This is a genomic window from Mesorhizobium sp. WSM4849 (genome assembly GCF_055811385.1).
Map to the genome: position 1 here is coordinate 77,202 of NZ_JBVVPW010000006.1, position 14,164 is coordinate 91,365.

Genomic DNA, 14,164 nt, shown 5'->3' on the forward strand with positions numbered 1-14,164 from the left:
GAAACTGCTTCAGCCAAGCACCAGTAAATCTGGAAACTGCGCCGGAGCCAGCAATGACCGAAATCCTGCAGACCCCAAAGCTCGTCGTCGTGTTCGGCGGCTCCGGCTTTGTCGGCCGCCACGTCGTGCGGGCGCTGGCCAGGCGCGGCTATCGCATCAGGGTCGCCTGCCGCCGGCCCGATCTCGCCGGCCATCTGCAGCCGCTGGGCAATGTCGGCCAGATTCAGCCGGTGCAGGCCAATGTTCGCGTGCGTTGGTCGGTCGACCGCGCCGTGCAGGGCGCCGACCATGTCGTCAACCTGGTGGCCATCCTGCATGAGAGCGGTCGGCAGAAATTCACCTCCGTCCACGAGTTCGGCGCACGCGCGGTCGCCGAAGCGGCGCGCGCCGTCGGCGCCGGCCTCACCCATATCTCGGCGCTGGGCGCCGATCTGAACGCGCAATCGGACTATGCACGCACCAAGGCGCTCGGTGAAAAAGCGGTCCTGGAAACGATTAGCGATACCGTCATCTTGCGGCCATCGATCAATTTCGGGCCGGAGGACAGCTTCTTCAACCGCTTCGCCAGCATGGCGCGCTATTCGCCGGTCCTGCCGCTGATCGGCGGCGGGCAGACCAAATTCCAGCCGGTCTACGTCGGCGACGTCGCCGAGGCGGTGGCGCGCTCGGTCGACGGCAAAGTCGAGGGCGGTCGGATCTACGAGCTTGGCGGACCGCAGGTGCTGACCTTCAAGGAATGCATGCAGGAAATGCTTGCCATGATCGACCGCGAGCGGCTTCTGGTGTCGGTACCGTGGTGGGTGGCCAACATGCAGGCATCGATTCTCGGGCTTTTGCCCAATCCGCTGCTGACCAAGGATCAGGTCCTGCAGCTGCGCGAGCACAACATCGTATCGGAAGCGGCCATCAGGGAAAATAGGACGCTCGCCGGCCTCGGCATCCAACCGCAGTCGATCGGCAGCATCCTGCCGAGCTATCTCTGGCGCTACCGCGCCGCGGGCCAGTTCCAGCGAAAGACGGCGGCCTAGCCAATCAGACGCTCACTGAAGGCGTCGCGTAACCTGCATCGGCAGGCCGCCCCGCGGTTGCGTCGTCAGTTTCTGCACCGGCCACGGTTTGGTCTCGGCGGTGGTGTCGAAGCGGAAACGTGACAGCATGATGGCCAGCGCGATGATCGCCTCCTGCATGGCAAAGCTGGCGCCGATGCAGACGCGAGGGCCGGCGCCGAACGGCAAATACTGGAAGCGGTCGATTTTTTCGCGATTTCCCGGATGAAAGCGTTCCGGCATGAAGGCGTCAGGCCGGTCCCACAGCTTGCGGTGGCGATGGACAACCCAGGGCATGACCAGCACCGCGGCGCGCCTCGGTATATAGAGGCCGTTCCAGATTTCGGGCTCGATCGGCTCGCGGTTGATCGACGGCGCCGGCGGGTAGAGCCTAAGCGCCTCGTCGAAGGCGGCGCGGGTGAACGGCATGGCGTCGAGCCACTTTGTCGGGTCGGGTTCTCGCGCCAGCACGGCGTCGATCTCGCGCTCGATCTTTTCGCGCTCCCAAGGCGCTTCGGCCAGGCAGTAGAGCGTCCAGCCAAGTGCCCGCGCCGTGGTCTCGTGACCGGCGCCGATGAAGGTGATGATGTTGTCCTCGACCTCGGCGCGTGTCAGCCCGTCCGGTCCCTCCGCCTTGAGCAAAAGCGTGAGAAAATCCTGCGGCACCTTGTCCGGATCGCGCTTGAGCCGCTCTTCGCGCATCTTGACTGTGTCGGTTACGATCTTGCGGAAATAAGCCATGGTCTTGCGGCCGCGGATGCGGGTCAGGCGCGGCAGCCAGTCGGGCGCCCGCAACAGGTCGAGCGGATCAACCCGGCCCATGGTCTCGAACAGTCGGTCGATCTCCTTGGCGAAGCTGCCCGGCTCGCCTGATATCTCGCCGGAAAACAGCGTCTCGGCCAAGATATCAAAAGTAAGCAGCGTCATGTCGTGGGCGATGTCCGACGTGCCGCCGCCCTCATAGCGCGTGACGAACTCCCGCGTGCGCCTCAGCATCGGCTCGGCAAAACCAAATATGTGGCGCGGCGTGAACACCGGCGCCATCGCCTTGCGCGAGCGCCTCCAGACCTCACCCTCGGCGGTCAGCAGGCCGTCGCGCAGGATCGGCCGCAGGATCATCTGGCGCACCGTCGCCATCTTGTAATTTTTGGCATTGTCGACCAGCACGTGGCGAATGAGGCCGGGGTCGTTGGCGATGACCAGCGGCCCGCCGATGCCGGTCACCGATATCCAGGGCTGGTTGTAGGTCGGCTCGCCCCACAGTTCGAGCGGGTTGCGATAGACGATGCGGATCATCTCGAGCGTCGACGGCGGCGACGTACGCGGCTTCGGCGCCGGCGGGACGAAGGGGGCGGGCTGACTGTCCATGGCGTGCTCCGCTGGTCACCTCAATGTAGTGGCTGGCAAGGCAAGCGTCCATGTCGCCGGCTCTCCGGAATGTGACCGGGCACTGGAAAGTGCCTGATCGTCGGAACAGGTCGGCCCTCTGTTGTTGCCGCCGCTCTGTTCCAAGTCCGGCTCCACTTTTTGGGTCCGATGCCCTGGCCGGTCAGGCGCGCTCTTCTTCCATTCGGAAATGCTTGCAAATCTTGGAAAAACCGCCTTTTGCACCTATATCTTGGACATCAAGGACGCGCGATTCGGAGCCGGTTTTTTGCGCTGGATGTGCGGCATCAATCAGACAGGTTTTCATGAGCGATCAGATCGACAACGCCAACGGCGCTGAGGCCGAGTACGGCGCCGATTCCATCAAAGTTTTGAAGGGGTTGGACGCCGTCCGCAAGCGGCCTGGCATGTATATCGGCGATACCGACGACGGCTCGGGCCTGCATCACATGGTCTACGAGGTCGTCGACAACGCCATCGACGAGGCGCTGGCCGGCCATGCCGACCTCGTCACCGTGACGCTCAACCCCGACGGTTCGGTGACGGTCATCGACAATGGCCGCGGCATTCCGACCGATATCCACACCGGCGAAGGCATCTCGGCGGCCGAAGTGATCATGACGCAGCTGCATGCCGGCGGCAAGTTCGACCAGAATTCCTACAAGGTGTCTGGCGGCCTGCACGGCGTCGGCGTCTCGGTGGTCAATGCGCTTTCGGCCTGGCTGAAGCTGAAGATCCGCCGTAACGGCCAGATCTACGAGATGAGCTTCACGCACGGCAATTCCGACGCGCCGCTAAGGGTCACCGGCACCTACGAACAGCGCAAGGTTGCCGGCACCTATGACGGACGCAGCGGCAGCGAGATCACGTTCTTTCCGTCGGCCGAAACGTTCACAATGGTCGAATTCGACTTCGGCACGCTGGAGCACCGGCTGCGCGAACTCGCCTTCCTGAATTCCGGAGTGCGCATCATTCTGACCGATGCCCGCCATGCCGACGTCGTGCGTCATGAGTTGCACTATGATGGCGGACTGGAGGAGTTCGTCAAATTTCTCGATCGCGTCAAGAAACCGCTGATCGACAAGCCGATTGCGATCAAAGCCGAGCGCGACGGCATCACCGTCGAAGTCGCCATGTGGTGGAACGACAGCTACCACGAGAACGTGCTGGCCTTCACCAACAACATTCCGCAGCGCGACGGCGGCACGCATCTTGCCGGTTTCCGCGGCGCGCTGACGCGCCAGATAACCGGCTATGGCGAATCCTCGGGCCTCACCAAGAAGGAGAAGGTGGCGCTGATCGGCGACGATTGCCGCGAGGGGCTGACGGCGGTGTTGTCGGTCAAGGTTCCCGATCCGAAATTCTCGTCGCAGACCAAGGACAAGCTGGTCTCGTCCGAAGTTCGCCCGGTGGTGGAAGGACTCGTCAACGAAGCGCTCGGCACCTGGCTCGAAGAGCACCCGACCGAGGGCAAGGTGGTCATCGACAAGGTCATCCAGGCGGCAGCGGCGCGCGAAGCCGCGCGCAAGGCGCGCGACATCACCCGCAAGAGCTCGCTCGGCGTCACCTCGCTGCCCGGCAAGCTGGCCGACTGTCAGGAACGCGATCCGGCGAAGTCCGAAATCTTCATCGTCGAGGGCGACAGCGCCGGCGGCTCGGCCAAGGGCGGCCGTTCGCGCCAGAACCAGGCCATACTTCCGCTGCGCGGCAAGATCCTCAATGTCGAGCGGGCCCGCTTCGATCGCATGCTCGGCTCCGACATGATAGGTACGCTGATCACCGCGCTCGGCACCTCGATCGGCAAGGACGAGTTCAACGCCGACAAATTGCGCTATCACAAGATCATCCTGATGACCGACGCCGACGTCGATGGCGCCCACATCCGCACCTTGCTGCTCACCTTCTTCTTCCGGCAGATGCCGGAACTGATCGAGCGCGGCCATCTCTATATCGCCCAGCCGCCGCTCTACAAGGTGACGCGCGGCAAGAGTTCGCAATACCTCAAGGACGAAAGCGCCTTCGAGGAATTCCTGATCGGCTCGGGGCTGGAGGAGGCGTCGCTTGCGCTCAGCACCGGCGAGGTGCGGGCCGGACAGGACCTGCGCAGCGCCATCGACGATGCGCTGGCGGTGCGCCAGCTCATCAACGGGCTGCACACGCGCTATAACCGGGGCGTGGTCGAGCAGGCGGCGATCGCCGGCGCACTCAACCCTGAGTTGTTCGCCGATCTCGGCCGGGCCAACGCCATGGCTGAGCGTGTCGCCCGGCGCCTCGACATCATTGCCGAGGACACCGAACGCGGCTGGACCGGCCGCATGTCGACCTCGAACGAAGGCATCGGCGGCTATGTGTTCGAGCGCACAGTGCGCAGCGTCAAGGAGTTCGCGCATCTCGATCTCGCGCTGATCAATTCGGCCGACGCCCGCCAGCTCGACCGCTATGCGCCGCGCCTCGCGGAAGTCTATGGCGAGCCGCCGCTGCTGCGCCGCAAGGATGTGTCGGAAACCATCTCGGGACCGCTGGCGCTGCTCAACGCCGTGTTTGCCACCGGTCGCAAGGGCCTGACCATGCAGCGCTACAAGGGCCTCGGCGAGATGAACGCCGAACAGCTCTGGGAAACCACGCTCGACCCGAATGTGCGCTCGCTGCTGCAGGTCAAGGTCACCGATGCCACCGATGCGGACAGTCTATTCTCACGGCTGATGGGCGACGAAGTTGAGCCTAGACGCGAGTTCATCCAGGACAATGCGCTGTCGGTCGCCAATCTGGATATCTGAGGCCCAATCAATCAGGGTATTTGAGGTGTTGGCGTGCTCCCGGCGCGCGTTTTTTATGCTTCAGGTCGTTTCTGTGCGGCCTATCGTCGGCACCGCCTGACTTGGCTCCAGTTTGCGACCGAGGTCGACGGCGTCGCGCAGCACGCCAATATGCGAGCGCGGCGGCGTGCCGGCGGCTGCGGCGACCTCGACGCCGGTCGTCTTCAGCGACCAGTAGAGCGTGTGCGTGAAGATGCGGCCAAGCGAACCGCACAGCTCGACCTGGATGTTGTCCACGCCGGGGCCGAAGTTTTCCGCCATCGGCCCGGAGATCGGGTCGCCCGTCAGCCAGCCATTGCCCCTGTCGAAGATGTTGGTCCAACGCGTCGCAGCAAACACTGCACCATGATGCACCGCCCGCTGTGGTTTGCCCGAACGGCTGCGCCCTTCCTGATAGAGGACGGTTCCACCGGCCGCCGTCTCGGCAATCGGCGGACATGCCGAGAACAGCCGCTCAGCGATGCCGCGCCTGAATTCGGCGAGGTTGTAGGTCACCAGAAATTCGCTGTGGGTCAGCGGACTGCCGAGCGTGACGAAATCGCTGATCTTCCATGGCAATGGATGATCGGCGTCCCTGGTGCGAAGCTGCCGATAGAGCTCCCATTGGGCGCGGCGGAATCCGGAAAAATCATCCAAGCCGTCGGGCCACGCAGAACCATCGGCGTGGAGCGTGGCCTCGTCGACGGCGCGGATCGCTTTCAGTCTCGCCTTGTCGCGGACGGCTTCCAGCTTTCGGGGCCTGAAATCGGCCCACAATATCTGCAGCAGATCATAGGCGATGATCGATCCCAGGCTGTGTGAGACCAGCACGATCCGATCGTAGCCATCGTCCATCATGAGACGCCTCAGCAGCGTCAGACCACGGTCGCGGACAAGCGCGCGCTTCTCGACCGTTGCCGCTTCAGCACGTACATAGGCGGCCACGTCGCCGAAATAAGGAAGGCCAAACCGGTCCACCAACCAGATGACGAACGAAGCCAGGATCGTGACGAGCGTACCCGTGGTCCAGGAAATATACCCTTGCGATGCCGACGTCGCGAGCAGGAGCGCTGCGCACAGGACTATTGTGACGGCCAGAAGCGTGACGACATACAGCCCGCGGGCATCGCGCGGGATGTCGGCGGGCTTGCGCCAAAGCAGATTCGTTACCCAGGCCGCAAGCCGGCCCCGCGTTGTGCCCTGCGTAATGTCGGCCCAGTAAAGCTCGTAGAAGTCGGTGCGGCGGCCATCGATATCGTAAGGGGTGGTGATCCGGCGAAGCTCGTGCGAGTTCGTCCGGCTGTCAGGCGTGATCCAGCTCTGGTTGATCTTCTCGCCGTCGGGGTCGGCCGGATCAGTGACACGGGCATAAAACGGCGCGCGGGCGGGATCATGACTCCAGACCGCCTGAACAAATTCCCTCAGCGTGCCCATGGGCCGCTGTTCGCCCATGCCATGCACGATCACCACGGCCTGGCTGAGCTTGCGCGGGGCCTTTCCGGAGGCCGGCGGACTGGTCTTGGCCGGCGACGCAACAGGATGAGGGTCGGACACCAGTGCCTCCGTTGGTGACAAATCCCGGAACAGAATTTGCCCATCGTAGCTCTGAAACCGGGGTGAGAGCAAAGACGCTCCAGGCCGGATGCTCAGGGCCAAGAAACAGCCCGGCGCGGAGCCAGACTTTTGGTTTCGAGCAACTGGCGGTGTACCGGCGCCGCTAACCCGGATCAGTGGTCCAAGGCCTTGACGATCTCTTCGGTCATCTTCTTGGCGTCGCCGAGCAGCATCATGGTACCGTCCTTGTAGAACAGCGTGTTGTCGATGCCGGCATAGCCGGAGCCGAGCGAGCGCTTGACGAACAGGCAGGTGCGGGCCTTGTCGACATCGAGGATCGGCATGCCGAAAATAGGGGAGCTCTTGTCGTCCCGCGCGGACGGGTTGGTGACGTCGTTGGCACCGATGACATAGGCGACGTCGGCCTGCGCGAATTCGGAGTTGATGTCCTCGAGTTCGAACACTTCGTCGTAAGGCACGTTGGCTTCGGCCAAGAGCACGTTCATGTGGCCGGGCATGCGGCCGGCGACCGGATGAATGGCGTATTTGACGTCGACGCCGGCGGCCTTGAGCTTGTCGGCCATCTCGCGCAGCGCGTGCTGTGCCTGGGCGACCGCCATGCCGTAGCCTGGCACGATGATGACTTTCTGCGCGTTCATCATCAGATAGGCGGCATCGTCGGCCGAACCCTGCTTGACCGTGCGCTCGATGCCGTCGTCGGCGGTGGCGAAAGTCTCGCCGCCGAAGCCGCCGAGGATGACCGAGATGAATGACCGGTTCATGCCCTTGCACATGATGTAGGACAGGATCGCGCCGGACGAGCCGACCAGCGCGCCGGTGATGATCAACGCCAGATTGCCGAGCGTGAAGCCGAGTGCCGCAGCCGCCCAACCCGAATAGGAATTCAGCATCGAGACGACCACCGGCATGTCGGCCCCGCCGATCGGGATGATGAGCAGGACGCCAAGGACAAGCGATGCCGCAACGATCAGCCAGAACACCAGCTTGGACTCGGTGGTGACCAGCAGCACGATCAGCACGATCAGCGCGATGCCGAGGGCCGCGTTGATGAAGTGACGGCCGCCGATCATGATCGGCTTGCCCGACATGCGGCCATCGAGCTTGAGGAAGGCGATGACCGAGCCGGTGAAGGTGATGGCGCCGATGGCGACGCCGAGGCTCATCTCGATCAGCGCCTGGGCGTGGATGTCGGCTGCCGTGCCGATGCCGAAACTTTCCGGCGCATAGACGGCGGCAGCCGCCACCATGACGGCGGCAAGGCCGACGAGCGAGTGGAAGGCGGCGACCAGCTGCGGCATCGAGGTCATGGCGATGCGCCGTGCGGTGACCGCGCCCACCGAGCCGCCGATCAGCAGACCGAGCACGATGAGGCCAAAGCCTCCCGCCGAAGGGGTCGCCAGCGCCAGCGTGGTGACAATGGCGATGCCCATGCCGATCATGCCGTACATGTTGCCCTGGCGGCTGGTGGTCGGGTGCGACAGGCCGCGCAACGCCAGGATGAACAGGATGCCGGAGACCAGATAGAGGAAGGAGGCGAAGTTGGCGTTCATGTCGCTCTACCTGTCCTTCTTCTTGTACATGGCCAGCATGCGCTGGGTGACGAGAAAGCCGCCGAAGATATTGACCGAGACCAGCATCAGCGCGACGAAACCGAAGCCGGTGGCGATGCCGGACGCCGAGATGCCGACGGCAAGCAGCGCGCCGACGACGATGACCGAGGAAATGGCGTTGGTGACGGCCATCAGCGGCGTATGCAGCGCCGGCGTCACCGACCAGACGACGTAATAGCCAACGAAGATCGCCAAGACGAAAATAGCGAAGCGGAAGACGAACGGATCGATCGCCCCGCCGGACAGCGCGTGCGCGGCGTCGGCTGCCGCATCGGTGCCGCCTGGAGCGGTGGCCAGATCCTGCACCGCGAGCCGGACGGCGGCGGTCGCCTGGTCGAGCTGGTCGAGGGCTTTCTGCAAGGTCTGGTCCATCACGCGATCCCTTTCGGCTTGGCAGCGGCAGATCTCTTGAGTGCGGCAGCTTTCTTTGGCGCAGTCGGTTTCTTCGCGGCAACGGGCTTCGCAGGTTCAGCCGAGGCGATCATCACCGCCGGCTTGCCGGCGAAGGCCGGATGCACGACCTGGCCGCCATCGGTCAGCATCGTCGCCTTGACCAGATCATCGTCGCGGTTGATGGCCAGCGTCTTCGTGGTCTTGTCGACCAGCGTCTCGAGGAACGCAAAGAGGTTCCTGGCATAGAGCAGCGAGGCGGAGGCCGCGACGCGGCCCGGCACGTTGAGATGGCCGACGATTTTTACCCCGTTGGCCGTGGTCACCACCTGCCCGGGCACAGCGCCTTCGACATTGCCGCCGCGTTCGACCGCGAGATCGACGATCACCGAGCCCGGCTTCATCGAGGCGACCATCGCGGCCGAAACCAGCTTCGGCGCCGGACGGCCAGGAATCAGCGCCGTGGTGATGACAATGTCCTGCTTGGCGATGTGCTCGGCGGTCAGCGCAGCTTGCTTGGCCTGGTATTCCCTAGACATTTCCTTGGCGTAGCCGCCAGCCGTCTCGGCCGCCTTGAACTCCTCATCCTCGACCGCCAGGAACTTTGCGCCCAGCGAGGCAACCTGTTCCTTGGCAGCGGGGCGCACATCGGTGGCAGTGACCACAGCGCCAAGACGTCTTGCCGTCGCAATTGCCTGCAGGCCGGCGACGCCGACGCCCATGATGAAGGCTTTCGCCGCCGGCACCGTGCCCGCGGCCGTCATCATCATCGGCAGCGCTCGGTCATATTCGGCAGCCGCGTCGATCACTGCCTGATAGCCGGCGAGGTTCGCCTGGCTGGACAGGACATCCATGGATTGGGCGCGCGTGATGCGCGGCATGAACTCCATCGAGAAGGCGGTGACGCCGGCAGTTGCCAGAGCATCGACGGCAGGATCGTTGCCATAGGGATCCATGATGGCGATGACGGCAGTGCCCGGGCGATAGGCCTTCAGCTCCGCCTCATCAGGCCGGCGAACCTTCAGCACCACATCGGCCTTGGCGACATCGCCGACCTTACCGATCACAGCGCCGGTCTTGGCGAACTCCTCGTCGGGAATGCGCGATGCCGTGCCAGCGCCGCTTTCGACGATCACGGCGAATCCCAGCCCCGCCAGCCGCTTCACCGTGTCGGGCGAGGCAGCAACGCGCGGCTCGTTCGCATCGAGCTCACGAGGGATGAAAACCGTCTGTCCCACCGCATGATCCTTTCGGCTGGAACCTGTCTGCGCAGGACGCCGGCCGGATTTCCGGCGATGTCACGGGCAAGGGGTTTTGAAGAATTTACCGGAGAATGAAAGCGCCGACGGCGAGGATCAGTGCGAACAGGACAAATCCCGAGAAGAAGCCGCCCGCAAAGAAGCCGAAAGCCATTGCCAGAAGCACGGCGAGGCAAAAGAGCGATCCGTATTTCGCCAGCCTGAGGAATCCGACATAGGTGCGGTCGTGCTCGGCATAGTCCATCTTCGCGCCCAGTTCGACAGGACCGGTCGGCGAGTGATCAGCCATAGGAATACCCCTTCGAAGACATCTTTCAGGCACATAGCGAAAAGCCAGGCCGAGGGCAATGGCGCTATTGCCGCATCGCCGGAGACAACAGCCTCACAGGAAAGTTGAAGCCGCCGGATGCAGGAGGATGTTCCTGAGGTGACCGTGGCTGCCGCCTTGCGCTTCCTTGCGGCTGAGGCTTGTCACATCAGCCGGCCAGCTGCGGAAACAGCCCAAGCAGGCCGACGACGATCAGATAGAGCGCGACGATGTAGTTGAGGAGCCGCGGCATCACCAGGATCAGCACGCCGGCAATCAGCGAGATCAGCGGAGTGAGTGCGAGCGTGGAAATGGTCATGTCAGGTTCCTCTCGATAGAAATTGCCGCCGAAGCGATGCAGATTGACGTCGTCCGCGCGCCACCGGCGCGTCTTCCAGAACGCCGAAGCGACCTGAAAGCTCCAAGGCCGCGATGCACAATTGCCAATGTCAGGCGGCTTCGCGAAAATATTTGGCGGTCGGCAGGATGGTCAGCGGCGCGAGTTCACCAGCACTAGGTGTCTCAAACAGCATGCGTTGCTCCATCGGCGTCGACCGAAAGAAGGGGAAACGCTGGAGTACCCGCTCCAAATTGATCTCGTAGTTCGCGTCATAGAGTACCACGGGAACGGTGAATGGAGGATAGTCTCTCGGTTGCCCCACTTGCACGGCACCGAAAATCCGCTGGTAGAAAGCCGTGTGTTCCTTGCGGATCACGCCGAGACAGGCAGTCACGTGGAAGCGGATGCTGGCAATAAGTGCTAGCCGCAACGTAACGTAAGGCAGGGCACGATGCATCGATATGAAGTCCGGGTCGGCTGCCAGAAGCGTCGGATTGATGAAGGATTCGCCGCGAAGCAGGCGCGGATGAAGCAGATCGCCGAATCTGGTCATTGCGGGCGCGTAAGGTTCGTTCGGTGTCAGATGATGAATACGGAGCGTACACACAAGGGAATTGTCGACGAAGACACCAAAGCGATAACAGTTCGGCGTGTCGTCGAGCGCATCCGTCATCATCTGGTCGCTGGATTCAGGCAGAAAGCCGTTCAGCCGGTAAGCCTTGTAGCGAAGCCGGTAAATCGCCTCCATGTCTTCACCGCTTTCGCAGCGCCTGTATTCCACGCGCTCAAGAAGGGTCGAAACATTGCGCGAGAAGGAAGACATCCCGCTGAGGTCGGTCGGTCGGTCATCCACATGAACAACCCCTTCGGATACCGCCACAATACAATTCCCTTCTGCCATCTTCACTGCAAACCTATCGCGTGCGGTCGCGGCATAAAAGGTGGAAATCCAATCGACGTCGTTTACCTAATATTAACCTTAACTTGCCGCCGCGCGGCACGTCTGGTCGAGTTGGTCGAAAATGAAGCGCGGAAATCAGCTAAGCGCACGTTTGCCCGCAGGCTTTTTATCGATGGCGAATGGCCAGACCGTGGTAGCCATCGTTCCGATGCCGGACGCTGTCAGCGCTGAACCAAACAAAAAGCCCTGGACCATATCCGGTTTGATAGAATGCGTCAGAATCTTGAGCTGCTCGTAAGTCTCAACGCCCTCGATAGTTACGTTGAGACCGAGAACCCTGATCAGTTCGACCACGCCCTTCAACAGCGCGAGCGAACTCGGGTTCTGGGTGACGTCCATCAGGAACGAGCGGTCAATCTTGACCTTGTCGAGCGGCAGCTTGTGGAGATAGCTCAAGCTCGAATAGCCTGTGCCGAAGTCGTCTAGCGCAATGCGCACGCCAAGCCGTTTCAACTCCTCGATATACTCACGCGTCAGCGATTTGTCGTCGAGAAGCGCGGTCTCGGTGACTTCGATTTCCAGGCGGCCGGCGGCGAGGCCGGAACCGGCGAGCGCCTCACGGACTTTCTGGACGATGCCACTGCTGCGGAAATCCTTGGCCGAAAGGTTGACCGAGACGCTGGTCGGGTCGGGCCATTTGACGCATTCGGCGCATGCCGCCTGCAGGACAAAGGTGCTGATCTCGGAAATGATGCCCATTTCTTCGGCCAGCGGAATGAAGATGCTGGGCGAGATCGGTCCGAGATCGGGGTGATCCCAACGACACAGCGCCTCGCAACTGGCGATCCGCATCGTGCTCATCGCGACGATCGGCTGATAGACCACCCGCAACCCCTTGCTTTCCACCGCAGTGCGCAGATCCGCCTTCATCAGCTGACGGTCGCGAAATGCCGCATCCATGGATGCCTGGAATAACCGCCAAGTGTTCTTGCCGAGTTCCTTGGCCTTGTATAGCGCGAGGTCCGCCTTGAGGATCATGGCGGCGACATCGGTGTCCCTGACCCGCGACAGCACCGCGCCACCGCTGGCCTGGATGCGCAGTCCATGACCGGCGACGTCGACCTCGCCCTGCAGGTCAATGAAAATCTCGTCGATTTGGCTGATCAGATGGGTCTCGTCCTCGACGCGGTCGAAGAAGATCATGAACTCGTCGCCACCGAAACGGCTGACGGTGATGCCTGGTCCGGCGACCGCCGCCAGCCGTTCAGCGACGGCGTAGATCAATCCATCGCCGACCGGGTGGCCAAGCGTGTCGTTGACGCTCTTGAAATCGTCGAGGTCGAGCACGGCGAGCCCGCAGAGACGCTCGAGGTCGCCGGATGCCATCGCCTCTCCGATCAGCTCTTGGAAATAGGCGCGGTTGGGCAGGCCGGTGAGGCTGTCGTAACGCGCCATGAAGCGGATCTTGTCTTCCGCCTCGACGCGGGCCGTCACATCCTCGAAGGTGATGACACCCAGTTCCTGGCTGCCTTCGCGCGCCGAGAACTCATAGTGCTGACCGTTCGCAAGCGAGACGAGAACCTTGCGATCGCGGCCCTCGCGCAGGGCGCGCGTAAGCTGGGCTTCGATGTAGCGGCAGTCTTTCGGCGCCAGCATGCCGCCGGCAACGCCGCGCATCAGCAGACCGTGGATCGATCGCCCGAGCAGCGCGTCGGGCGACTTGAGCGACATCAGATGCGCGGCTTCGGCATTGGCCACCGCTACCCGGCCGTCGGGGCCGAGCATGACAAGGCCATGCGACATGGTGTTCAGGGCGCGATTGAAGCGCTGGGCGATGCGGTTCGCCTTCTTTTCTTCGCTGATTGCTGTAAACAGCACCTTTCGCACAAGATGCGCCATCTTGTTGATGGTGAACATGAACGGGATGACAAAGAGGCCCAGAATGACGTTGTAGACGTCGCCCTTCAGCATCAGGCCGACCGCAATCGGCGCGACCACGGACACGGACAGGATGGCGACCATCCTTCGGGAGCCGAAATTGCGGCCGGCGATGGTGATGGTGCTTGCCAACACCAGCGACACCGCTGCAATCTCGCCAAACAGGTCCGGAACCACGTAGAGGCATACGAACGCGAAAAGTCCGACCGCCGACCCATGAATCGTCCCGGCAACAATGTAGTAGCGTTCCCAGGCAAGCGCGGATTCGTAGGTGACGATGGTGTCGGGACTGACCCTCCGGATCGCAAGATAACGGCCGATGCTAGCGGCAACCATCAGGATGGCGAGCGCGAGATAGATTGCCGCAGACGTTTTCCAGTACACGAGCAGGCCCATAGCGCCTTGCGTGAAGGCGCCAACGAGCAAGATGCCTGCGTCGCGAAACAGCGAGCGAACGAAGCCAACGTATACGTCCTCGGATATGTCGTCGGGTCGATCTATGTTCATGACCTTGCGGGTGTCGCGCGAACCGCAGTCATGTCACAACCGCCTTAAGAAAGGTTTAGAGGGGCCATCTCGGGGCCTGCGTCAAGCCTGTTGAGCTTCTTCAGATAAGG

The 14,164-nt window shown here is 62.6% G+C and carries 12 protein-coding genes; 2 read left to right on the plus strand and 10 right to left on the minus strand.

Annotated features, from left to right (window positions below):
- Nucleotides 1–53: 53 nt before the first annotated feature.
- Complete coding sequence (locus tag AC0L3L_RS08165; protein WP_473637200.1) at nt 54–1,028, plus strand: complex I NDUFA9 subunit family protein; 975 nt, start codon at nt 54–56, stop codon at nt 1,026–1,028.
- 12 nt (nt 1,029–1,040) lie between these two features.
- On the opposite strand, the gene AC0L3L_RS08170 is transcribed toward AC0L3L_RS08165, so the two are convergent.
- Both AC0L3L_RS08170 and AC0L3L_RS08175 read right to left on the minus strand, forming a co-directional pair.
- Nucleotides 1,041–2,414, minus strand: a complete 1,374-nt coding sequence (locus tag AC0L3L_RS08170) for a cytochrome P450 (RefSeq protein ID WP_473637201.1) — start codon at nt 2,412–2,414, stop codon at nt 1,041–1,043.
- Nucleotides 2,415–2,595: 181 nt separating this feature from the next.
- On the minus strand, nt 2,596–2,739 hold the full coding sequence (locus AC0L3L_RS08175; RefSeq protein WP_473484260.1) for a hypothetical protein: 144 nt from the start codon (nt 2,737–2,739) through the stop codon (nt 2,596–2,598).
- On the opposite strand from AC0L3L_RS08175, the gene gyrB reads away from it, so the two are divergent.
- Complete coding sequence (gene gyrB / locus AC0L3L_RS08180) at nt 2,738–5,209, plus strand: DNA topoisomerase (ATP-hydrolyzing) subunit B (protein WP_473637202.1); 2,472 nt, start codon at nt 2,738–2,740, stop codon at nt 5,207–5,209. The two genes, AC0L3L_RS08175 and gyrB, sit on opposite strands and share 2 nt — an antisense overlap.
- A gap of 60 nt (nt 5,210–5,269) precedes the next feature.
- Here the strand turns inward: gyrB and AC0L3L_RS08185 are convergent, their stop codons facing one another.
- The 8 genes from AC0L3L_RS08185 to AC0L3L_RS08220 all read right to left on the minus strand — a co-directional run bounded on the left by AC0L3L_RS08185 (nt 5,270) and on the right by AC0L3L_RS08220 (nt 14,054).
- Nucleotides 5,270–6,781 (minus strand): hypothetical protein, encoded by a 1,512-nt coding sequence (locus AC0L3L_RS08185; RefSeq protein ID WP_473484264.1) that lies wholly within the window; start codon nt 6,779–6,781, stop codon nt 5,270–5,272.
- A gap of 173 nt (nt 6,782–6,954) precedes the next feature.
- Nucleotides 6,955–8,352: an NAD(P)(+) transhydrogenase (Re/Si-specific) subunit beta gene (locus tag AC0L3L_RS08190; RefSeq protein ID WP_123146348.1), complete on the minus strand. Its 1,398-nt coding sequence runs from the start codon at nt 8,350–8,352 to the stop codon at nt 6,955–6,957.
- Nucleotides 8,353–8,358: 6 nt separating this feature from the next.
- Nucleotides 8,359–8,784, minus strand: a complete 426-nt coding sequence (locus AC0L3L_RS08195) for a proton-translocating transhydrogenase family protein (protein ID WP_123146347.1) — start codon at nt 8,782–8,784, stop codon at nt 8,359–8,361.
- On the minus strand, nt 8,784–10,040 hold the full coding sequence (locus AC0L3L_RS08200; protein WP_473637203.1) for a Re/Si-specific NAD(P)(+) transhydrogenase subunit alpha: 1,257 nt from the start codon (nt 10,038–10,040) through the stop codon (nt 8,784–8,786). Before AC0L3L_RS08200 ends, AC0L3L_RS08195 begins: the two co-directional genes overlap by 1 nt.
- Before the next feature lie 85 nt (nt 10,041–10,125).
- Nucleotides 10,126–10,350: an aa3-type cytochrome c oxidase subunit IV gene (locus tag AC0L3L_RS08205; protein WP_473637204.1), complete on the minus strand. Its 225-nt coding sequence runs from the start codon at nt 10,348–10,350 to the stop codon at nt 10,126–10,128.
- Between the two features lie 187 nt (nt 10,351–10,537).
- Nucleotides 10,538–10,687, minus strand: a complete 150-nt coding sequence (locus tag AC0L3L_RS08210; protein WP_065006071.1) for a DUF3096 domain-containing protein — start codon at nt 10,685–10,687, stop codon at nt 10,538–10,540.
- 130 nt (nt 10,688–10,817) lie between these two features.
- Nucleotides 10,818–11,588: an N-acyl amino acid synthase FeeM domain-containing protein gene (locus AC0L3L_RS08215; protein ID WP_473637205.1), complete on the minus strand. Its 771-nt coding sequence runs from the start codon at nt 11,586–11,588 to the stop codon at nt 10,818–10,820.
- Between the two features lie 156 nt (nt 11,589–11,744).
- A complete protein-coding gene (locus AC0L3L_RS08220; protein ID WP_473637206.1) occupies nt 11,745–14,054 on the minus strand; it encodes a putative bifunctional diguanylate cyclase/phosphodiesterase in 2,310 nt (769 codons plus the stop codon).
- Nucleotides 14,055–14,164: the final 110 nt, after the last annotated feature.

Coding starts and splice junctions, on each gene's coding strand:
- AC0L3L_RS08165 (WP_473637200.1), top strand. CDS start 54: ATGACCGAAATCCTGCAGACCCCAAAGCTCGTCGTCGTGTTCGGCGGC.
- AC0L3L_RS08170 (WP_473637201.1), bottom strand. CDS start 2,414: ATGGACAGTCAGCCCGCCCCCTTCGTCCCGCCGGCGCCGAAGCCGCGT.
- gyrB (WP_473637202.1), top strand. CDS start 2,738: ATGAGCGATCAGATCGACAACGCCAACGGCGCTGAGGCCGAGTACGGC.
- AC0L3L_RS08175 (WP_473484260.1), bottom strand. CDS start 2,739: ATGAAAACCTGTCTGATTGATGCCGCACATCCAGCGCAAAAAACCGGC.
- AC0L3L_RS08190 (WP_123146348.1), bottom strand. CDS start 8,352: ATGAACGCCAACTTCGCCTCCTTCCTCTATCTGGTCTCCGGCATCCTG.
- AC0L3L_RS08195 (WP_123146347.1), bottom strand. CDS start 8,784: ATGGACCAGACCTTGCAGAAAGCCCTCGACCAGCTCGACCAGGCGACC.
- AC0L3L_RS08205 (WP_473637204.1), bottom strand. CDS start 10,350: ATGGCTGATCACTCGCCGACCGGTCCTGTCGAACTGGGCGCGAAGATG.
- AC0L3L_RS08210 (WP_065006071.1), bottom strand. CDS start 10,687: ATGACCATTTCCACGCTCGCACTCACTCCGCTGATCTCGCTGATTGCC.
- AC0L3L_RS08220 (WP_473637206.1), bottom strand. CDS start 14,054: ATGAACATAGATCGACCCGACGACATATCCGAGGACGTATACGTTGGC.